This is a genomic window from Aquipuribacter aurantiacus (assembly GCF_051216895.1).
Lineage (GTDB): Bacteria > Actinomycetota > Actinomycetes > Actinomycetales > JBBAYJ01 > Aquipuribacter.
In genome coordinates this window covers 10,970-32,298 of sequence record NZ_JBPKAO010000005.1, presented here as the reverse complement: position 1 = coordinate 32,298, position 21,329 = coordinate 10,970, and the positions used below count along the sequence as shown (strand labels likewise).

15 protein-coding genes and 1 tRNA gene are annotated in these 21,329 nt (G+C 69.1%); 4 read left to right on the top strand and 12 right to left on the bottom strand.

All coding sequences use genetic code 11. The annotated features are described in order from the left end of the window. Positions 1-29: 29 nt before the first annotated feature. The 7 genes from ACR80Q_RS08395 to ACR80Q_RS08365 are packed head-to-tail and all read right to left on the bottom strand — an operon-like array spanning position 30 to position 7,414. Positions 30-1,058, bottom strand: a complete 1,029-nt coding sequence (locus tag ACR80Q_RS08395; protein WP_435377146.1) for a nitroreductase family protein — start codon at positions 1,056-1,058, stop codon at positions 30-32. Then, the gene (gene frdD, locus ACR80Q_RS08390) at positions 1,055-1,414 is read right to left on the bottom strand and encodes a fumarate reductase subunit FrdD (protein ID WP_435377145.1); all 360 of its coding nucleotides are present in this window, start codon (positions 1,412-1,414) and stop codon (positions 1,055-1,057) included. The genes ACR80Q_RS08395 and frdD overlap by 4 nt, the downstream gene beginning before the upstream one ends. Next, the gene (locus ACR80Q_RS08385; RefSeq protein ID WP_435377144.1) at positions 1,414-1,824 is read right to left on the bottom strand and encodes a fumarate reductase subunit C; all 411 of its coding nucleotides are present in this window, start codon (positions 1,822-1,824) and stop codon (positions 1,414-1,416) included. Before ACR80Q_RS08385 ends, frdD begins: the two co-directional genes overlap by 1 nt. After that, entirely contained in the window at positions 1,821-2,621 is an 801-nt protein-coding gene (locus ACR80Q_RS08380) for a succinate dehydrogenase/fumarate reductase iron-sulfur subunit (protein WP_435377143.1), read from the bottom strand. Before ACR80Q_RS08380 ends, ACR80Q_RS08385 begins: the two co-directional genes overlap by 4 nt. Next, entirely contained in the window at positions 2,618-4,399 is a 1,782-nt protein-coding gene (gene frdA, locus ACR80Q_RS08375; protein WP_435377142.1) for a fumarate reductase (quinol) flavoprotein subunit, read from the bottom strand. The genes ACR80Q_RS08380 and frdA overlap by 4 nt, the downstream gene beginning before the upstream one ends. Next, the gene (locus tag ACR80Q_RS08370; protein ID WP_435377141.1) at positions 4,399-5,832 is read right to left on the bottom strand and encodes a class II fumarate hydratase; all 1,434 of its coding nucleotides are present in this window, start codon (positions 5,830-5,832) and stop codon (positions 4,399-4,401) included. Before ACR80Q_RS08370 ends, frdA begins: the two co-directional genes overlap by 1 nt. Positions 5,833-5,887: 55 nt before the next feature. After that, entirely contained in the window at positions 5,888-7,414 is a 1,527-nt protein-coding gene (locus tag ACR80Q_RS08365; RefSeq protein ID WP_435377140.1) for an anion permease, read from the bottom strand. 676 nt (positions 7,415-8,090) lie between these two features. On the opposite strand from ACR80Q_RS08365, the gene ACR80Q_RS08360 reads away from it, so the two are divergent. Both ACR80Q_RS08360 and ACR80Q_RS08355 read left to right on the top strand, forming a co-directional pair. Beyond that, positions 8,091-9,137, top strand: a complete 1,047-nt coding sequence (locus ACR80Q_RS08360; protein ID WP_435377139.1) for an NAD(P)-dependent alcohol dehydrogenase — start codon at positions 8,091-8,093, stop codon at positions 9,135-9,137. Positions 9,138-9,337: 200 nt separating this feature from the next. Next, positions 9,338-9,410, top strand: a tRNA-Lys gene (locus ACR80Q_RS08355). A 92-nt stretch (positions 9,411-9,502) separates the two neighbouring features. Here the strand turns inward: ACR80Q_RS08355 and ACR80Q_RS08350 are convergent. After that, on the bottom strand, positions 9,503-10,684 hold the full coding sequence (locus ACR80Q_RS08350; protein WP_435377138.1) for a site-specific integrase: 1,182 nt from the start codon (positions 10,682-10,684) through the stop codon (positions 9,503-9,505). Continuing rightward, a complete protein-coding gene (locus ACR80Q_RS08345; RefSeq protein ID WP_435377137.1) occupies positions 10,681-10,941 on the bottom strand; it encodes a helix-turn-helix transcriptional regulator in 261 nt (86 codons plus the stop codon). The genes ACR80Q_RS08350 and ACR80Q_RS08345 overlap by 4 nt, the downstream gene beginning before the upstream one ends. Before the next feature lie 204 nt (positions 10,942-11,145). On the opposite strand from ACR80Q_RS08345, the gene ACR80Q_RS08340 reads away from it, so the two are divergent. Both ACR80Q_RS08340 and ACR80Q_RS08335 read left to right on the top strand, forming a co-directional pair. Continuing rightward, the gene (locus tag ACR80Q_RS08340) at positions 11,146-12,627 is read left to right on the top strand and encodes an AAA family ATPase (protein ID WP_435377136.1); all 1,482 of its coding nucleotides are present in this window, start codon (positions 11,146-11,148) and stop codon (positions 12,625-12,627) included. A gap of 5 nt (positions 12,628-12,632) precedes the next feature. Further along, positions 12,633-13,574: a hypothetical protein gene (locus ACR80Q_RS08335; protein ID WP_435377135.1), complete on the top strand. Its 942-nt coding sequence runs from the start codon at positions 12,633-12,635 to the stop codon at positions 13,572-13,574. Positions 13,575-14,122: 548 nt separating this feature from the next. Here the strand turns inward: ACR80Q_RS08335 and ACR80Q_RS08330 are convergent. The 3 genes from ACR80Q_RS08330 to ACR80Q_RS08320 all read right to left on the bottom strand — a co-directional run bounded on the left by ACR80Q_RS08330 (position 14,123) and on the right by ACR80Q_RS08320 (position 21,326). Then, complete coding sequence (locus ACR80Q_RS08330; protein WP_435377134.1) at positions 14,123-14,770, bottom strand: hypothetical protein; 648 nt, start codon at positions 14,768-14,770, stop codon at positions 14,123-14,125. Between the two features lie 281 nt (positions 14,771-15,051). After that, on the bottom strand, positions 15,052-16,101 hold the full coding sequence (locus ACR80Q_RS08325) for a PD-(D/E)XK nuclease family protein (RefSeq protein WP_435377133.1): 1,050 nt from the start codon (positions 16,099-16,101) through the stop codon (positions 15,052-15,054). Further along, entirely contained in the window at positions 16,083-21,326 is a 5,244-nt protein-coding gene (locus tag ACR80Q_RS08320; RefSeq protein WP_435377132.1) for a DEAD/DEAH box helicase, read from the bottom strand. The genes ACR80Q_RS08325 and ACR80Q_RS08320 overlap by 19 nt, the downstream gene beginning before the upstream one ends. Positions 21,327-21,329 lie beyond the last annotated feature (3 nt).

Sequence of the window (21,329 nt, the reverse complement as noted above, 5' to 3'; positions counted from 1 at the left end):
CAGCCACCCGCGGACGTCGACCGGGGCCCTCAGCCGCGCACGTCCGGTGGCGACATCCGGGGCGTCCGACCGCCCTGCTCCAGGGGGCGCGGGCCGATGCGCAGCACCTGCTGCACCGTCGCCCCGACCGCAGCCGCGGCCGGGAGGCCGAGCACCCGTGCCGCCCGGTCCCGGGTCTGGTCCTGCTCCACGAGCTGGCCGACGAAACCGACCCCGAGGCCGGCGGCGGTCGCCGCCAGCATCGCCCGCTCGGTGGCGGCGCCGGCCGCCAGCCACTCGGCCCGGCCGTCCCCGTCGGTGAGCAGCACCAGCAACGTCGGTACCGGTCCCCCGAAGTCCTGCTGCGGACGGTCCCCGCCGGGGGACGTGAGCCCCGCGGAGAAGTCGCGCCCCGGCACCTGCCCGGAGCTGTCACCGGCCCCGTGCGTCGAGGCCGGTACGCCGCGGCCGTCGTCGCGGTGGGTCCACCGCCCCACCTCGGCCAGGTACGCGGGGTCGTCCCGCCAGCGGCGGTCGGCGTCCCCCGCCAGCCCCAGCAGCTCGGCGCTGCCGGCCGGGTCGGGCACGACGACCCGGACGGCGGGCCCGGTACCGACGCCGCGCTCGGCTGCGGCGACGACCGCCGCCAGGTCCACGGCGTCGACCGGCCCCTGCAGCGAGGAACGGTCGGTGCGGCGCAGCGGTACGGCGTCGTGCAGGCGCACCTCGGCCGGGTCGAGCTCGGCCCGGGCGGAACCCCAGGTCGCGACGACCACCGGCCCCGGGGTGCCCGCGGCCTCGGCGTCCACGACGACCTGGACGTCGCGCTGCAGCCTCCGGCGCAGGCCGAGCTCGAGGTTCGCGGTCGCGGCGCCGAGCGAGGCGAGCCACCACCGCCCGTCGGGGTCGACCACCCGGGGTCGGTCCTCCTGCCCCGGCGCCCGCAGCTCGACCCGGGAGCGGGACAGGACGAACTGCCACGGCTGGCTGTTGTGCACCGAGGCGGCCAGGGTCGCGTCGCGCACAGCCGCCCGCACGGCACGAGGGACCAGCGCGGCGGTGGCCCACTGCACGTTCATGAGGCGAGGATCAGGGCGTAGGCGACCAGCGGGGTGAGCAGCGCGATGCCGTAGATGCCGGCCCGCACCACCTCCGGGGGGTGCAGCGCCAGGTCGTGCAGCGCGTGGTAGGTGCGGTGCAGGCAGTGCCACAGGACGAGCCCGAGCGCAACGCACCCACCGAGGGACACCAGCGGGTGCGTGAGGAACCCGGCGATCCGGTCGTAGGTGCCGTCCGCGCCGCCGAAGCCACCGAACGGGACCATCAGGCCGAACACGAGGACGAGCACGGGCACGGTGAAGACCGCGAGCATGCCGCCACCGCCGAACAAGGCCCACAGGAGCGGTTCGTTGGTCCGCCCTTCCCAGCGACGCATCAGAGGCCTCCCAGCCAGACGTAGACGATCACGGCGAACACCGCGAGCAGCAGGTAGTGCTGCGCGACGACCCAGCCGTCGGCGACGTAGCGCCGACCGCGGCGGATCTTGATGATCTTGGGGGTGGCCTGGAACCAGGTGGTCGCGTGGACCAGGGACATCACCAGGGCGATCACCGTCAGCACGAGGTTGAAGGGGTGCGTCTGCAGGTCCACCCACCAGCGCCACGCCTCCAGCCCACGGTTGATGCTGACGAGGCCCACGACGAGGTCGAAGACGAACAGCCCGACGATGACGGAGGAGAACTCGCGCAGCGCGTACAACCGGTACTCGCGGGTCCGCAGGAACCACCAGCGGTCTGTCGGTGCGCGGTAGGGCCGCCGGGCGCTCAGCGGCAGGGACCCGGTCATCGCTCGTCCGACGCGCTGCGCCCGCGGTGGGGCAGGACGAACTCGGCCGCCCAGGACGCCGCGGCGGCGGCCTTGGCCTGCTGGATCGCGGCGGCCGGGTCGACCCCCTTGGGGCAGGCGGTGGAGCAGGCACCGACGAAGGTGCACGACCACAGCCCGTCGTCCTGGTCCAGCAGGGGCAGCCGTTCGGCCTCCCCGTGGTCCCGGGAGTCGTGGTCGTAGCGCACTGCTGCGGTGATGGCGGCGGGCCCGAGGAACGCCGGGTTCAGCTCGACCTGCGGGCAGGCCGAGTAGCAGAGCATGCAGTTGATGCACATCGAGTAGTCGTGGTAGGCGAGCATCTGCTCCGGGGTCTGCAGGTTCCCGGGCCCGTCCAGCGGCGTCAGGGGGTCCGGGATGATGTACGGCTTGACCGCCGTCAACGACTCCAGGAACGGCTCCAGGTCTACGACGAGGTCGCGCTCGACCGACAGGTTCTTCAGCGGTTCGATCCGGAGCGGGCCCGGGGCGTAGTCCCGGACGAACTGCTCGCAGCCGAGCTTCGGCTCCCCGTTCAGCATGAAGCCGCAGGAGCCGCAGATCGCCATCCGGCAGGACCAGCGGAACGCCAACGACGGGTCGAGGTGGTCCTTGATCCAGCACAGCGCGTCCAGCACGGACGTGTCCGGGCCCCACGGCACCTGGTAGGAGTCCAGCCGGGGTGCCGCGTCGACGTCCGGACGGTAGCGCTGCACCTGGATCGTCATGGTCCCGAGCACGTCGTGCGTGCTCCGGGCCGCCTGCTCGACGGTGCTCATCGCGAGGCTCCTTCCGGGAGCTTGGTGGTGGCGCCGGCGGCGCCGTAGGCGCGTGCGGCCGGCAGCGAGGTGGTGATGGTGACCGGGGCGTGGGTGACCACCGGGGCACCCACGGGACGGAACCAGGCCCGGGAGTGCACGAGGAAGCGTTCGTCGTCGCGCTGGGTGTGGTCCAGGCGCATGTGCGCGCCTCGGGACTCCTCACGCGCCATCGCGGCGTGGACCATCGACTCGGCGACGTCGAGCATCGCGCCGAGCTCGACGACCGACGCCCAGTCGGTGTTGAAGACCGGGCAGGTGTCGACCACCTGCACGTCGTCGTAGCGCGCCCGCAGCTCGGTCACCGTGGCCGCGGCCGCGGCCATGCCCTCGGCGGTGCGGAAGATGCCGACGCCGTCGTCCATGGCGCGGCCGAGCTCGGAGCGGATCGCGGCGGGCCGCTCGGTGCCGCGACCCATCATCGACAGGTACCGGGCGGCGGTGTCCGCGGCGTCGGAGCGGACCGACGCGGACGGGCCGACCGGGTTGGCGCGGGCGAACTGCGCGGCGTTCTCACCGGCGACCCGGCCCAGGACGACCAGCTCCGCGAGGGAGTTGGAGCCCAGCCGGTTCGCGCCGTGCAGCCCGGAGGAGGCGCACTCGCCGACGGCGAACAGGCCCGGCAGCGAGGTCTGCGTCGTCACGTCGGTCTCGATGCCGCCCATCGTGTAGTGCGCGGTCGGGCAGACCGGGATCGGCTCCTTGGCGGGGTCGATGCCGACGTACTGCTCGGCGAGCTCGCAGATCAGGGGCAGCCGCTGCTTGAGGAAGGCCGAACCCAGGTGGCGCAGGTCCAGGTTGACCGCGTCGCCGCGGGACGTCTGGATGGTGCGCCCCGCCTGCTGCTCGTGCCAGAACGCCTGCGAGAGCCGGTCGCGCGGGCCGAGCTCCATGTGCTTGTTCTTGGCCTCGCCGACCGGGGTCTCCGGGCCCAGCCCGTAGTCCTGCAGGTAGCGGCGGCCGTCGGCGTTGGTGAGCACACCGCCCTCGCCACGGCAGCCCTCGGTGATGAGGATGCCGGAGCCGGGCAGACCGGTCGGGTGGTACTGCACGAACTCCATGTCGCGCAGCGGGACCCCGGCCCGGTAGGCCATCGACATGCCGTCACCGGTGACGATCCCCCCGTTGGTGTTCTGGGCGTAGACCCGGCCGGCGCCGCCGGTCGCCATGATGACGGCGCCCGCCTCGACGAGCACGGGGTAGCCGTCGCGCTGGTCGTAGGTGAGCACCCCGGCCACCCGGCCCTCGTCGACGACGAGCTCCAGGGCGAGGTGCTCGTCCAGCCGGGTGACCCGACCGTGCTGCAGGGTGGTCTGGAACAGGGTGTGCAGCAGGTGGAAGCCGGTCTTGTCCGCGGCGAACCAGGTACGGGGCTGGCTCATGCCGCCGAAGCGGCGGACCTCGATGTTGCCGTCGTCCTTGCGGGTCCAGGGGCAGCCCCAGCGCTCCAGCTGGTACATCTCCTCCGTGGCGTGCTCGACGAAGTACTGGACCACGTCCTGGTCGCACAGCCAGTCCCCGCCGGACACGGTGTCGTCGAAGTGGGCCTGCAGCGAGTCGCCGTCGCCGATCACGCCCGCCGAGCCGCCCTCGGCCGCGACGGTGTGCGAGCGCATCGGGTAGACCTTGGAGATCACGACCACGTCGAGGTCGGGCTGCGCGGTGGTCGCTGCGATCGCGGCCCGCAGGCCGGCCCCACCGCCGCCGATGATGACGACGTCGGCCTTGACGGTCCGCATCAGCGGGCCGCCGCGACCGCGAGCGCCGCCGGGGCGGCAGGGGCGACGGTCATGGCGAGCACGTCCAGGGCCGCGTCGAGCTGGTCCAGGCTCAGGTCCCCGCGCTCGACGTGGTCCAGGTCGATGACGGCCGCACGGATGGTGAGGTCCTGCGCGATGGCGTGCTTGACGACCTTGGCGGCGGCCTCGTAGCCGATCAGCCGGTTCAGCGGCGTTACGACCGACGGGGACGACTCCGCGAGCTGACGGCAGCGGTCCCGGTTCGCCACGACGCCGTCGACGCACTTGTCCGCCAGGTGCGTGGCGGCGTTGCTCAGCAGGGTGACGGACTCCAGCAGGTTGCGGGCCATCACCGGGAGCATGACGTTGAGCTCGAAGGCCCCGGAGGCCCCGGCGAACGTCACGGTGGCGTCGTTGCCGATCACCTGGGCCGCGACCTGGAGCACGGCCTCGGGGATGACCGGGTTCACCTTGCCGGGCATGATCGAGGACCCGGGCTGGAGGTCGGGCAGCGAGATCTCGCCCAGCCCGCTGCGCGGGCCGGAGCCCATCCAGCGCAGGTCGTTGCAGATCTTGACCAGGGACACCGCGACGGTGCGCAGCGCGCCGGACGTCTCCACGAGCGAGTCCTGCGCCCCCTGGGCCTCGAAGTGGTTGCCGGCCTCGGTCAGCGGCAGGCCGGTCTGCTCCGCGATCAGGGCGATGACGCGCTGCGGGAACCCGGCCGGGGTGTTGATGCCGGTGCCGACCGCGGTGCCGCCCAGCGGCAGCTGGGCCAGGCGCGGCAGGGCGGCGTGCAGGCGGTCCACCCCCAGGCGGACCTGCGCGGCGTACCCCCCGAACTCCTGTCCGAGGGTGACGGGGGTGGCGTCCATGAGGTGGGTCCGTCCGGCCTTGACCACGTCCGCGAACTCGGCCGCCTTCGACTCCAGCGAGCCTGCGAGGTGCTCCAGGGCGGGCACGAGGTCGTGCAGGACGGCCTGGGTGGCGGCGACGTGGATCGAGGCCGGGAAGACGTCGTTGGACGACTGCGAGGCGTTGACGTGGTCGTTGGGGTGCACGGGCGCGCCGAGCCGCTCGGTGGCCAGCGTCGCCAGCACCTCGTTGGCGTTCATGTTCGACGACGTGCCGGACCCGGTCTGGAACACGTCCACGGGGAAGTCCTGGTCCCAGCGGCCGGCGATGACCTCGTCGGCGGCCTCGACGATGGCCTGGGCCACGTCCTGGGCGAGGACGCCCAGCTCGGCGTTCGCCAGGGCGGAGGCCCGCTTGACCTGGGCGAGCGCTGCGATGTGGTGCCGGGACAGCCCGGTGCCGGAGATCGCGAAGTTCTGCACGGCCCGCTGGGTCTGGGCGCGGTACCTGGCCTCGACCGGGACGCGGACGTCACCCATCGTGTCGTGCTCGATACGGAACTCGTTGGTGGTGCGCATCAGAGATGTCCTCAGAACGTGGAGCGGTGGGACGAGCGGGGCGAGGTGCACGGCCTCACCAGAGGCCGATCACCTTCAGCCAGACGCCACCGACGCCCATCCAGATCGCGATGTTGAGGATCGCGACGATGAGCCCGGTGCGCCACCAGGCACCGACGGACACGTAGCCCGCGCCGAACAGCACGGGAGCGGGTCCCGAGGAGTAGTGCGTGAGGGAGGCGAACAGGCTCGAGATGAAGCCGAGCACGAGCGCGGCGAGCAGGGGCGGCGCGCCGGCCAGGATCGCGGTCGCCAGGAACGCGGCGTACATCGCGGAGATGTGGGCGGTGTTCGAGGCGAACAGGTAGTGGCTGAAGAAGTAGACCAGCGTGAGGATGATGAACGCGGACTGCCAGCCCATGCCGCTCACCAGGTCGGACATCTCCCCGCTCAGCCAGGGGATGAGGCCGAGCTCGTTGAGCTGCATGGCCATCATCACCAGGACGGCGAACCAGACCAGGGTGTCCCAGGCCTGGGTCTCCTTCTTGACGTCGTCCCAGGTGAGCACGCCCGAGACCAGCAGCACCACGAGACCGATCAGCGCGGTGGTGGTCGCCCCCAGACCGAGGAACCGGTCGCCCATCGTCCACAGCAGGAGCAGGCCGACGATGGTCCCCGTCATCACCTTCTCCGCGTTCGACATGGGTCCCAGGTCGGCCAGTGCGGCGCGAGCCGTGACGGCGGCCTCGGGGGTGCGCTTGAGCTCCGGCGGGTAGACCACCCGGACGACGAGCGGGACCAGGGCGATGGAGAGCAGGCCGGGTACGAGGGCGGCGAGCGCCCACGTCGCCCAGCTGATCTCGACCCCCTGGTCACCGGCGAGTTGGGCCGCGAGCGGGTTGCCCGCCATGGCCGTGAGGAACATCGCCGAGGTGACCGCGTTGATGTGGAACGAGGTCGTCGTGAGGTACGCACCGACCTTGCGGGCCGTCGGCCCGGGCTCGCTGCCGTAGCTGCTCGAGATCGAGCGCACCATCGGCTGGATGATGCCGCCGGCGCGAGCGGTGTTGGACGGGGTGGCGGGGGCGAGGACCAGGTCGGTGGCGGCCAGCCCGTAGGCCAGGCCGAGGGTGCTGCGGCCGAGCCGGGACACGAAGAAGAGGCCGAGCCGGTTGCCGAGGCCGGTCTTGATGACCCCGCGCGAGATGAGGAACGCGACGACGATCAGCCAGATGGTCGTGTTGGAGAACCCGGACAGGGCGATCTCCGGGGTCAGGATGCCGGTGACGATCGTGGCGACCAGGCCCACCAGCGTGACCGCGCCCATCGGCATCGGGTTGGCGATGACACCGACGATCGTGGCGACGAAGATCGCGAAGAGGTGCCACGCGTCGGCGGAGACCCCTTCGGGCGGCGGCACGAACCACAGCGCGACACCGACGGCCAGCGGGATGGCGAGGCGGATCAGGGAGATCCGGGACAGCGCGCTGGCCGGGGGTGGTCCTCCGGTTGCCGGCGGAGGTCCAGCGGGATCCGTTCCGTTCGGGGGGAGAGCGGGGCCGTCACCGGTGAGTTTCGGGGGCACTTCTTGGACCGTTTGCATGGTCTGCTCTCGTTAGTGGCACGCGGGCCAGCGGCCCTGCGTGCAGCCAGTCTTGGGTCGACGCGGAGCTACCTGTCAGGACGTTGGTCCGGGGCCCCCCAGGGGTTGGCGGCCGTCCGCGACCTGGTACGCGGCATCACCTGGAACGCCTGTTCCTGGGCCCCTGCGGTCGAGCGCGGACGTCCGGGGTGGCGGCGTGACGGCACCGGTGAGGACGGGCGCCGACCGGACGGCCGGACAGCCAGGACTCACCGATGGCCAGGGGCACGACGCGCCCGGTGGGACCGCTCGACCGTCGCTCGGACGGATCATGAGGACCTCACGCCGCAGATGGCGTTGCCTGCGGGTCCGGGCAGGTCACGTCTATCGACGTGATGCTCGGACCGTACTCCTGATCTGCCCCTACCAGTGCCAGCGGGGACCCGCAATCCAGTGACGAGGATGACTCGGCCCGCGGTCGGACCAGGAACGGTGCCGGCCGCGGGGGCGGACGCACGGGACCACCCGGGCAGGGGCACCTGCGAAGGTGCGGCGGTCACGCCACCACACCGCGAGCGTGAGGGGGCGGACCTCGGCCGGGACCTAGGGCCTGCCCCGGGCCGCCCGGCGCGGTGGACGCTGGACCGACGCGGCCGACGCGGCCTGCCCGAGCGACGAGACCGACCTGGAGACCCCGATGCGTGCAGTGCGCCTGCTGGAGTGGAAGTCCGAACCGCAGCTGGTCGAGGTCGCCGACCCGGTCGCCGGTCCGGGACAGGTGGTGGTCCGGGTGGGCGGCGCGGGGGCCTGCCACTCCGACCTGCACCTGATGCACGACTTCGAGCCCGGGATGCTGCCGTGGGGGCCGCCGTTCACCCTGGGCCACGAGAACGCCGGCTGGGTGCACGAGGTCGGCGAGGGCGTGACCAGCGTCGCGGTCGGTGACGCCGTCGCGGTGTACGGACCGTGGGGGTGCGGTCGCTGCCCCCGCTGCCGGCTCGGCCTGGAGAACTACTGCGAGGACCCCGCCGCCGCCCCCACGCCCGGCGGTGGTGGCGGTCTCGGGCTCGACGGCGGGATGGCCGACTACCTGCTCGTCCCGGACGCCCGCCTGCTCGTCAAGCTGCCCGAGGGCCTGGAGCCCGCGCACGCGGCGCCGCTCACCGACGCCGGTCTCACGCCGTACCACGCGGTCCGTCGCTCCTGGTCGAAGCTGGCGCCCGGCAGCACCGCCGTGGTCATCGGGGTCGGCGGGCTCGGCCACGTCGGCGTGCAGATCCTCAAGGCCACCACCGCGGCCCGCATCATCGCCGTCGACACCCGCCAGGAGGCCCTCGAGCTCGCGGAACGGCACGGCGCAGACCTCATGCTGACCTCGGACAGCGGCACCGCGGACGCCGTCCGCAAGGCCACCGGCGGGCGCGGCGCGGACGTGGTGATCGACTGCGTCGGGGCGGACGCCACCCTGGCGCTGGGCGCTGCGTGCGTGCGGGTGATGGGCGACCTGACGATCGTCGGGATCGGCGGCGGCACGCTGCCGGTGTCGTTCTTCGCCGTGCCCTACGAGGTGTCCATCGCCACGACCTACTGGGGCAGCCGGCCCGAGCTGGTCGAGGTCCTCGACCTGGGGGCCCGGGGCCTGCTCACGCCCCAGGTGACGACGTTCGGGCTGGAGGACCACGCCGAGGTGTACCGGCGCCTGGTCGAGGGCACGGTGGCCGGGCGCGCGGTGCTCGTCCCGTAGTCGGGTCGCGGACCGTCGCCAACCGGCTGCTCCGTGCCGTCACCGGCTCCACGCTCAGCCGAGCCCTGGACGGCCTGCTTGGTGGCTGAGCCGCTGTCCCGGGACGGAGCGACCGCGCTCCCGGTCCGACGCTAACCTCGTGGACGGAAGCGAGCCCCCGGTTGTTCCTTGCCTTGCTGTCGGGCTCCCTTCCGTGGTCGGGGCCTCTAGCTCAACTGGCAGAGCAGCGGACTTTTAATCCGCGGGTTGTGGGTTCGAGCCCCACGGGGCCCACCGTTATCGCAGGTCAACGGCCATATGGTCTCCCCTCTCAGCGCCTCGATCACCCTCGGCCGTCACCATGCGGTCACGCGGCCCTGACGCGGTCACGCCGACTCCTCGGCGACGATCCGAGGGGGCAGCTCGACCGCCTGCAGCACCCGCGCCGCAGACGCGTCGACGGCCCGCCGGCCCATGTAGACGTCCTGCGTCATCGAGATGCGCGAGTGCCCCAGCTGGTCCGCGATGGTCCGTGCGCTCAGACCCTCGGCGTCCATCCACGTCGCGACCGTCTTGCGGTACGTGTGCGGCACCACCCACTCGAACGCCGTCCCAGAGCGCACCGCGCGGAACGCGGCCTCGATGTTGTTCCGGTCCCGGTAGCCACCCAGCGCGTCCGGGAACAGCGGCTCCTCAAGGGACTGGGCCGACACCTGCCGCCGCGCGCGGAGGAGGTCGACGAGCCAGCCGGGGAGGCCGAGCACCCTCACCCCGGCTCGCGTCTTGGGCTTGCGCGCGACAAGGCCGACGCCGACCACCCGGACGATGGTCCGCTGCACCGACAACGTGCCCCGGTCGAGGTCGACGTCGTCCCAACGGGCACCCACCGCCTCCCCGATCCGCAGCCCGGTGCCAAGCAGGAACCGCACGAGGTCCGGCAGATCCATCCGGCGTGCGTACTCGTCGCCGTCCAGCAGGGCCAGCCACTCCACCGCCTCGGCCTTCGTCAGAGCCCGCGCCGGTTCGCCGAGGTCGCTCTCCAACGGCGAAACGTCCCGGACCGGGTTGACCCGCATCGCGTCGCGGCGCACGGCGTAGCCGCAGACACCCGACAGCACCGACCGGCAGAGCTTCGCCGTCGGGTGCCCCTTCCGGCGACGAACGTCGTGCAGCCAGTAGTCGAGCCGTGCGGTCGTCAGCTCCGACAGCCGCAACGCCCCCAGCTCGGGCAGCAGGTGGCGGTCCAGAGCGTGGCGATACAGCGCCGCCGTCGTCGGCGACCGACGGCCCGCCTCGACCCGCTCGACGATGCCCGCGTGCCACTCCTCGGCTACGTCCTTCAGCGTTGTGCGCGGGTCGTAGCCGGCCGACCCACCGAGACGCATCGTCTCCTCGAAGCGCGCCAGCAACCGCCGCCGCGCCACCGACTTCGACGGCGCTGACGCCTCGAGCCGACGACGCAACCCGCGGGGGTCCCGGTAGTACGTCGAAGCGGTGAAGCCGCCCCCCGGACGCTCCCGGAACCCGATGGTGCCGTGCTCCCCGATCACCAGCCGACGGGCGCTCACCAGGCCACCCGGGCATCACCCAGCCCCGCGACCCACTCCCGCACGTCCTCCGGCCGGTACCGCAGGTGACGTCCCATCCGCCTGCACGCCGGGCCCCGGCTCTGCACCCGCCACTGGTACAGCGTCGACACCGGTACGCCCAGGAAGGACGAGACGTCGTGCACCGTCCAGAGCCGGTCCTCCGGCGCCGTCGGACCTGTCGGGATCCGCTTCACCGACGGGCTCACCACCCGCGCCCCGATCATGTTCTGCTCCATGCTGCCCACCTCCAGTGTCAGCCTGCCGCTGTGCGGGGATGCCCAGCAGCCGTCCACAGGCAGGCCGATCACCGTGTCCCATCTGTCAACCGCGGGCCACGGATGCAACCACCTGTACTACTACAAGGGAAACGTGGTGCCACTGGTGATCACTGATCGAAGACATCCGCCGCAGAGTGCGCCTTCGGTCGTAGTGTTGTGCCGATGAAGGGGCATGAGTTGCGTCAAGAGTTGTTGACCCTGCTGAGCGAGGGGTCAAGCATCCCGGCCCGCTCGCTGGCGGGCTTGCTCCGCCGACGCGGCCTGGAGGTCGACAGGAGCCAGGTCAATTCCATTCTGTATAGTTTTTCTGACTTTTCGTCCGACGGATCAGTTCCTCCACGCTGGTCCTTGGCCGCATCGGCACCGCGAGAACTACCGCGTGTTGAACATCGAGTTTCGGGTCTAGGCGTAGAGAACTGGAAGATCTTCGATGCTGCAGCACTCGACGTAGCACCTATAACGTTGCTATTCGGAGAAAATTCCTCGGGCAAATCCAGCCTTATTCAAGCACTGCTGCTTATGCAGCAGTCCTGGGGAACTTCTGAGTTTGCTTACGAAATCGGCGGGGGTTCCTCTTTTGCATTCCATCAGCGGGTAGTCCATAGACACGAGCTTGATCGGACACTGACCCTGACGGCACATTGGGGCGCATGGCGGGTATCGCTCATGGCCTCAAAGGACGAACGGTGGGCCTTCGGGCCGGCGCAGCCTATCCAATTGATAACCTGCGCGACCGGTGAGAGTTCGATTGCTCTTTTCCCCAACTATACTAATCCCACTGGCCGCCCTTCCACTTGGTCCATCGCCAGGCGAACAGGTGCAGACAACAAAAACTCGGCGGTTCCACTTTGGCAAACCGTGGTCGAAAGCAACGAAGCCGGATTCCCCAATTTGCGGGATGCCCAACGACGCGCAATGGACCAAGAGGACAAGCGAATCCTCTCGGAAATTAGTGATGTCGTAGGCAAGGCGGGTGAACTGTTTGCTGGCTTGACTCACATTGGTCCTTTTCGTCGCGTTCCAGACCGCGATTTGACGCTTGGGCAGGCCCGCAGAGAAGCACCTTACGTCGCTCGGCTCTATGAAAGCGAAGCGCTCCGGGAAGACGTTGATCTGTGGCTCTCAAAGTTCGACATCCCGTATGAGTTGGAGGTAGACCACTACGGCGGCGACGGCGATGACGCTGCCTTTGGACTCGCACTACGGCACAGTGGTGGTGGTGAACGGGTCGAGTTGCCAGATGTCGGCTTCGGTGTGAGTCAGCTGCTTCCGCTTGTCGTGCAATTAATTGCCAGTCGGGAACGGACGATACTGATCGAAGAACCAGAGGCTCACGTTCACCCGCGCCTTCAATCCATTCTGGCCGACCTGTTCATTGAGAGCGCTCAAGAGTACGGGAACGTACTTGTTGTCGAGACGCATAGTGAGCCCGTTCTCCTCCGTTTGCAGCGCCGCATTGCCGAGCAACGCCTCGACCCCTCTGATCTATCTGTGACGCACGTTCGGAGAAGTCACTTCGCTTCCACCCTAGATAAAGTTGGCGTGGACGACGACGGGCAGCTCGATTACCAGTGGCCGGGCGGGTTCTTTGATAACCGCATGGACGATCTCGTCGCTCTACTCGAACCCCGAATTGGGGGTTGACTAGCGTGCTCCTACGCGTCGGAATCGATCCGGCTGGCCTGGAACAGAGCCCAACGGCCCGCTCCATCGGGCGCGCATTCTTGGCTGAGCTTGCCAACCGTAGCGTGCTGATTCACGAGAACGGGGGACGCGCAAGGCTTCTGGCGGCGCTCAAGACCCACGGAAACGATTCCTTGAACAGGGTTGTTGAGTTGCTTCTATCCGCCCGCTCGCGCTCAGAAGAGCTTCCAGCGGGGGTCCCTGGCCTTGACTCAGTGGTCTCACTCGGCGATCTCACTCGCTGGAAAGGAAGGGCTCACCTGGTGCTGCTAACCGAGTCCAAGGTGGCGGCTTTTCAGAGAGAGGGAGGGTCAGAAAATCCAGAGCTCGCAGCCTTCAACTCCGCTGCAGACAGCCTTGCGGTGGAGACGTTAGCCAAGCGCTGGGACAGTTCCCTGGAGATGGGGGTTGATCGCGACTGGGTCTGGGAACGCCACTTCAAGCCGTTCGCTAAGCGGTGCCGCGAAGTCTACGTCGTCGAACGCGAACTCGGACACGTGCTGTTCGACGACATACTAGCCAAACGCCGAAACCCTCGCCTGACCGAGGGTGGGCCCGCATGGTTCATACACCGCCTTGCGGAGGCGGGTGTTCGACGCGTGCACATCGCCACGAGCGAGGCGCGCGTCAGGGACAAAGGTTTTGCAGCTGGCGCGGTGCTGCAAACAATCAAGGAATGGCCTCAAAGTCAGGGGTGGGCGCTAGAGGTCGACCTTGCTTTGGTACCCGGCGCGTTTCAGCATCAGCGTGAGTTCTCGTTCGAGGGATGGGCCGGGTTCAGCGTGCACAACGGCCTACAAACCTTCGACAACATCAAGTTGAGTGAACAAGCTGAATTGAAGGCAGTGTCGCCCCTAGCTGAAAGGGTGCACCGCAAGTTTGATCAACTCAAGATGAAGGCTCGTTAGGGCCAATCTCGCGCAGGGCGGGGGACCAAATATGGACCCTTGGGGGGCCGCAACTGCGAAACGCGGAAGAACGTCGGTCACCCTCGAAGTGCACATTATCGGGCTGTCCAGTCTCACCGTTTCAACCCGCCTGCCGATCCGGCGCCCCCGCGATCGAGCGCCGCTCAGTTCGGCGCGGATGCTCGTCTGCCAGGACAAGGCTGAGTTCTCCGCGATAGGAAGACGTCATGATGTCAGGGGCAACAGAGGTAGCGTCGGCCACTTCGCCCTATTCTGAGATTGGCGGCACCGTAACCGCCATCCCTGGGTGACTCGAACTCTACCCGGGCGCCGACGCGACGCCCGCCTCCGCGGCTCCATGCCTGTCAGCTTCACCATCAAACTAGTAGGAGCCGCCAGAGGCTACTCTTTAATTGTTGTCGCGGCGGACGTGTGCCGCCAATCAGGGGTGCACGCCACATGGGCGCACGTCTTGAGGGTAGGGACAAGTACGAGTTCTCTTCTGGTAAACACTATGAGCCGTCGCCAAAGCGCATCTCGTGGCGCAACTATCTCCAGATTCGCCGGGCGACAGGGAACTCAGCGCGGATGTGAAGGCTGGTGGCGCCAGAGTGCTGAGTCCCGGCGCCAAGGTCGAACCCGATCTTCTTCAGCTTCACCCCCAGCTCGCCTTCGAGGGAGTAGACCCGGTTGTTCTTGATGTTTAGGCTGACCTCGCTTGCCCCGTTCTCCAACACGCTGCTGACTGCGGCAGCGAAGCCCGGTTCGTTCGGCCAACGGAGTGGCCGCGGATCGCGTGGCGTGCTTCCTGCACCGTTGTGCCGGAAGTCGAAACCCGTGTTACCGATCCGCTGCTGGACCAACTCAACGCCGCCACGCGTGAACACTCGTGCGCGGAACCCGCGGCGGGCGACCACCTCGCGGAAGGTCTCGCAGATGATGGAAGACGCCCCGAGCGTGTTCATGATTCGGATCGCCTCGTTGTAGCGATCGCGCAGCGACCAATCGTCAAACTCACCGAACGGAACAAGGAAGGGCCCGGTCTCGTTGGGAACACGAACGTAGACGAGGGATGCCCGAATGGCGCCTTCGGCCGATCGCAAGGCCGAAGCGGAGACGATCGGCATCTGCTGCAGTTCGACCTGACCCTTGAGTTCGACGGGCTTCTCGTCGTAGTAGGCAACAAGGTGACTCATCCTGGCTCCCGCCTGATATGCGACCGTTCATCTTTGTCTGCATCACGATTTTCTGATCCTAGGTGACCGTGGGGCACGTCGAGGCCAGGAGACGCTGATCTTGACCACTTGCTGTCGGACCGTTGCCCTCTGGTGCCCGTCGGAGTCCCAGCCGTCCAGCGGTCTTCCGAAACAATCCGCCAATCGTCTGTGCGCCTGCCGCTCCGGGCCGACCCATCGCACCTCGGTGGTCACCGCGACTTGGGCCGGGTCACGCCCTGGGGCTGGTCATCGCTACGGGCTCATGACCACCGGTAGACGACGCTGCTCCAGCCCGCCACTGCGGTGGAGCCCCGGGGCGCCGCTCCCAGCACCCCCCATCTCTGCCCGCGCGCGACACCGTCGGGGAAGGGAAAGCCTATGAGCGTCACGAACTGCTCTCGAGACCAACTAGGCCATTCCAGCCGAAGAGTCACCGCTTCATCGACGGCGTCGACTGTCCCCACGAGCGGCAACCCGACGCCCCAGTCGGCCCCGACCGTGGACAGAAACGGTTCACACACGAGGCGGAAAGGGCAGAAGCGACAGGTTTCGGGGCCCGGGGCCCCCGCGACCAGACCGTCTGCAGCGGACGCGTTGTACGCGGCCCGTAGAGACAGCGCGGCCGCAACCGCGTCGTCAACAGCCGGCCTGTGGACATCGGCGCGATGCCGAACGTTCAGCGTGTCGATGACCATCACGTCGGGCAGTCGACCTAGAACAACCTCGACGAGTGCGCAGTAGAGGAGCAACTGCCGCCAGCTGCTGCCTCCGGGTCCTGCATCCACCTTGCCGGTCTTGAAGTCACGGACCAGCAGTTCGCCGTCTATCTGCTCCACGACATCCGGCTGGCCGAAGAGCGGCAGGTCGGGGTGCTCGAGGCGTCGCTCTACCCAGGGCAGGGGTGGAACGCCCACCTTCGCGTCACGGGCCCCACCACCCCCGCGCCGCGCCGTGATCGGCACCCAACGCGCTCTCGCCCTGGCCCTGGCGAGCGCCCAGCCCGGCCACCGATATGGGGCGGGAGGGGTGGCGGGCGACCAGGCCCGCCGCAAGCGATCGAATGCCGTCGCTTCAGCCGTCCGCCATGACTCCTCGAAGGTGTCGCCCGGTTGCGTGGTGAGGACGGCATGCACCACCTGCCCCAACGCTGACGACGGCGTCCCTTTCCGCAGGCCCTGGAAAACGGGGTCCTGGCCGTACCCGACCTTGCGGGGACAGGCCTCGACCTCGCTCGCCATCGACGGTGACACGTTGTTGAGAGGTCGAGCCGCAGGCTCGAGAACCGCGATGCTCATGTCAGGAATGGCCAAGCCACGAGCGGATTGAGACGGAACGACCGGGCATCCACCCAGCTCACCCGGCCGTACCGCGACTCGGCGACCACGTGCGCATCGGCTTGCACCTCGTCGAGGTAGCGCTCGTCGGTACGCCACAGCGGGTGGGACAGCAGGACAGCGCTCTGTCCGCGCGCGAGCATCCACACCCCGTGTATCTCGTCGAACGTGCAGTCAAGCTCCTTGGCTGCCGCGACCACCCCGCGCTCCCCGGTGCGCAACGAACGGGCAAGGGAGAGCGGGCGTCCACCGAGCACCTCCAGCATGTCGAGGGCCAGACGCCAGTCCAGGCTCGGGTGCTGCCGACTGTTGTCGTAGGAACGCAGGCAGTCCGGGCAGGACACCTCGCACCTCGCAGAGTGCCCACCATCACCCTCCCAGCGGTCGGTGAGATCGTCGAAGGTGGTCTCGATGAGCTTCCGGAACGTTGCTTCGTCGCCGAGCTCCACCGCGTAACCGGCGCCGTTCTCCGCCGTGTCAGCCAGGAAGACCGCGGCCGCGACCTGGGCCTGCACGTCTGGCTCCGCAGCACCGATGACCGGGACGCGCCTGGGCAACAAGCCGACGGTGAGCTCAGACGGGTCCAGGTCAAGAAGCGACTGCGCTCCGCGGCGAAGGACCTCAGCCAACGAGGTGTAGCAGGCTCGGCCAGCCGGCTGCGAACTGTCGTACAGCGCGATAGCGCCTGTGGGGAGGTCGAGTCGTGCTGGGGTGACCACCAGCGCGTCGGTGACGCGGACCTCTCCGATCACGCTCACCTCAGCCGCACCCGGGCGCCCGGGCCGGGCGTCCATCCCGCCCTCCTGCGATGGCACCATCTCGAAGCCGCGGCCGTTGCCGTCGTTGATCGTCACGAGCTGGCTCTGCTCGAACACGGCGAGGTCCGCGTGGGGCAACTGCACGGTCTCATGGGGTTGGGTCGGTGGGCTCAGCACCGGCATCCCGGCTGACGACGACAGGTCCACCACGTCGTCGAACGGGCGCGCCTTGTAGTCGGTCTTGAACCCGCGCGGCTCGTAGAGGACCAGCGAGTCCATCTCGGCGTGGCACTCCGGGCACGATGTGGTCTGGCGCAGCTCGCTCCGCCCGCACGACGGACAGCGCGAGAGAGCATGACCGGGTCCGAGAGGGTTGACCGCCTCGACGGACTTGCCTCTGGGCCGATAGGCGACGAACCCGTCGACGACGTGCACCAGACCATCCTTGACAACTTGTGCGCCCGGTGCGAACGAGGACACGGCCATGTGGAGGGGCCGGTCGGCGACCACCCTCTCTTCGAGCCACTGCTTGGATCGGATCGGCTTGTCCCAAAGCTGACGCACGCGCGTGGGGAAGCCGAACATCGGCAGGATGCCGTTGCGGGCGAGTGCTGCGCTCAGTTCGGTGTCCACCGTTCCTTGCTCCGAAGTGACTACCTCGGTGACCCGGTCCGCCAGCTCTTCACGGACCCAGCTCGTGATGCCACGGGTGTCCGCTTCCGTGAGCTCGGTCCCGTGGCTGAGCCTGACCACGATGTCCTCGACCTCGGCGTCGTGTGCCAGCCAAGCCGCGACGGCCGGAGCGACGGTCTGCCAGTCAGCCAGCTGCCCGAAGGTGCCGTGATTGCTCGCCCCGGTCCACCGGGGCCGGTCGCCCGTGGGCAGGGAGATGAACGCGGCGCGGAGGCACAGCGCGGCAACGACTCGCTGGACGATCCGGCGCCGGGCAAGGTCGAGGAACGGTTGAGGGGGAACGTCGCCTGTGATGCGGCTGGTCCTGCTGAAGTAGTACTCGTCGTGCGTCCGGTCCCGGCAGATCGTGACGGCAAAACTCAGCGCTTGCCCCGCGCGGCCGGCCCGACCCACTCGTTGCTGGTAGTTGAACCGCTGCGGCGGCATGTTCGCCATCATGGTGGCGCGCAGCGTGCCGATGTCGACACCCACCTCCATGGTCGTCGTCACCGACAGGACGTCGAGCTCGTGGGTGAGCTCGTTCTCGGACAAGGTCAGTGCTCCCTTGAACCATCTTTGGCGGTCTCGCTGCAGCGCGAGCGGTTTCGTCTGTCCCGTGAGCTCTGCGATCGCGAGGCGGCGGGGCTCCTCGCCCGCGAGCCACGCGTAGTAGTCGACCTCAGGCGCACCGTCCAGCGCCTCCAAGTCGCTGCGGTGGCACTGCGGGTTCACGCATGTCCCGAGGCTGGGCTGGAGGTGCACGAACCGGCAGTTCCTGCAGCGCCAGCGGCGCCCGCCCGCGGGCTGCAGGGCGAGGGTGGTGTCGAGCGCGGCCGGCCGCAGCAGCCAGCCCGAGACCGCGCGGTTCACCTCCGTCCCGGACATGAGGCGTTCCAGCTGCTGCAGCACCCCCTCGCCGGTGCCGACGGACCGTTCGACGTAGCGACGCACGAACGCGGGTACCGCAGCCTCCGGCTCCACCCCGCCGCGGCGTGAACCCTCCCAGCGGCCCCGGAGTCCCAGCAGCCGGAGGATGCTGGCGAGGAGTTGCTCCTGCTCTTCCGGTGACATCGGCCCCTCGACAGGCTGCCACCCCTTCGCCACCGCGTAGGCGATACCGACCGATTCGAGGTCACGCCGCGCTCGGTCGAAGACGGCGTCTGTCACTGCCTGGCGGAGGCTGCTAAGCAGTCGCTCCCGCCCCGTGTGGATGGGGGGTGTTGCCCACAGCCCTGGCCGCGGTGGAGCGAAAGCTCGGTACCAAGGTGTGGCCCTCTCTGCCTCGAGGTACTGGTCGTACGGGTTCGGACCGGCCGGGTTCATCCCGAGCGAGACCAGCTCCTCGGCCACCCGGTCGATGACGCCCGACAAGGGCACGGCCGGGTCTAGGCCCAGCAGCTCCCTGGCAGAACTGAGAGCCGCCTCGTCCGAGGCGTCCAACGCGAGCCCGCCGCGCTGCTTCTGCCGCGCGAAGAACGCCTCCACCAGCCCCTTGGACACGGCCTCGGTCACGTCCATCGTGTCGAGCCCCTCCAGCGGGTCGCCCTGGTCCAACACCGAGCGCCTGAGCAGCTGCCGGACGACGTCCCGGTGGTGGTTCAGCGCCACGCCCGCGGCGGTGCGCGCGGCGTCGTCTCGGCTGTCGGTGAAGACGATCGTGCGGCTGTCCTCGACCGCAGACCGTCCCTCCTTGCCGGCGGCCAACGACCTGACCAATTGGGAGAGGAACAGCTGTGTCGTCGCTCCCAGGCCTGAGGTGTGAGCCCGGATCGGCGAGCGCACCTGCCCTTCGCGGAACTTGGCGCCGTTGCGGCTCTGTGCCGGAGAGTCGAACCGGCAGGCGGGGCAGCGGGTCGGCAGCGACGGGATGCGGTCGCCTTCGTGGGCACCGGAGTGCACCACTGCCAGACCGGTTGCCGAGGCCCCGCCCCGCCGGACCAGGCCAAGGACCGGGTCAATGGTCACGGGTGCGAAGGCGAGGGTCACGCCCTCCCTCGTCCAGCTCTCGCCCGTGGGGAGCAGCCCGGGCCGATACCAAACGTACTCCGAGCTGGACCGTTGGAAGACCAGCTTCCCCGCGTGCTTCTCGTCCACCGGCCCCGGCCCGATGAGGAGGTCGTCGCCTTCCCGGCCCAGCACAAAGCCGCCAAGGCTGGCGTCACCGCACTCATAGCAGTAGAGCAGCTCCAGCACGCGCGAGCCGCAGTCCGAGCACGAGGAGGTGGGTGCGGAGTACAATCGCCCCACGCCGGCGGACCTGTCGGCAGGTGCCCCCGAACAGTCAGGGTTCGAGCAGGCCCACAGCCCTCGCGGACTCCTGACGAAGACGTGCCCTCGTAGGGGGACCAGCTCAGCCGTGTCTCCGCTGCCAGCGGCCGCCAGGATCCGCACGGCCTGAGAGAACAGGTCGGCGGCGTCATCGTCATCACCAAAGAGCCGGGCGGCCAGCACAGCGGGGCTAGTGGCACGGAGGCGACCGGTGTCAGAGCAGGCTGCGGCTATGGCGGCGGACACGGTCGCGGGGGAAGCAGTCCCGGTTCGGACCGCGGCCCGGTCCAGGGACGGCCGCTCGGGCAGTGGCCGTGGCCGGCCAGGTTCGACGAGGAACGACTCCCGCGGCAAGCCGAAGAACTGCTCGAGGTAGGCCAGGCCCTTCGTGTCGGCCTCGAGCGACGCAGAGGTAGCCATGACCCGGATCTGGGGTGAGTCGGGAGCAAGGCCCAACCGGCGCAGCAACGAGCGGACGATCATCGCGACCTCGCTGCCCTGCGTGCCGCGGTAAAGGTGGAGCTCGTCCACGACGAGGGTGAACGTCCGAGCTGGGTCGTCTGCCAAATACCTGCGGGTCTGCTCGAACATGGGCGCCTCGAACCCGCGCATCATGATGGTGTTGAGCATCGAGTAGTTGGTTACGAGCACGTCCGGCGTGTGGGCGATCATGTCCCACCGGGTCAGCACCTCACCGCCGCGAGGGTCGACGAACTGGCTCAGGTCGATGCTCTCCGCGCGTGCTGCCTCAAGGCTCTCGCGTTCGGCGGCGAGGGCTCGGATGTCAGCCCCGACCTCCCGGGCCGCTGCCCGTGACGGGGTCGCCCCCGTGCCCATCGTTCCGCTCGTGTACCGGCCGAACCACAGCGGTTGCCCGAGCTCTGTGCGGAGCACCCCCACCGCTCGCCGCAGGCGGGTCATCTGGTCCTCGACCAAGGCGTTCGTCGGGTACAGGACCATGGCTCTCATCGCCGGCGGCCTCGTCTCCCCGTGACGGGCCGGCCGCCACTGCGGATCCGCGGATGCCCACCACTCGTCCTGGGACGGCTGGGAAGACCACGTGGTCGCCTCTTCGGCGAGTCGCAACAAGATCGGGAGCAGGAACGACTCCGTCTTTCCGGAGCCCGTTCCAGAGGTGATCACGACGTTGCGACCTTCGGCGGCACCGCCCTTCAGGTTGCCTTGCAGCGCGACCGCCTGGTGATAGCGGAGCTTGAGGTTCTCGAGCCGCTTCTCCCACGGGAACAACGCCTTGGCGACGGCTTCACCGGCCCGCCGGCTTGCACCGATCCGGTCCAAGACCTGTGAAAAGTCCTCTGTCCCGGGGTAGGGCACCACCGGCTCGATCATCGTCTCGCCCACCAGCGCCCCGGGCGCCTCCAGCAGATCACGGCGCTCGCGCATCAACGACTCGTCTGCGAGCCAGAACGCCGTGTCGAAGTACCGCAGGTAGGCGTCCCGCAGGTCCTCCGCGAGGCCCATCGGTGTCAGTGGCTGGTCCATGGG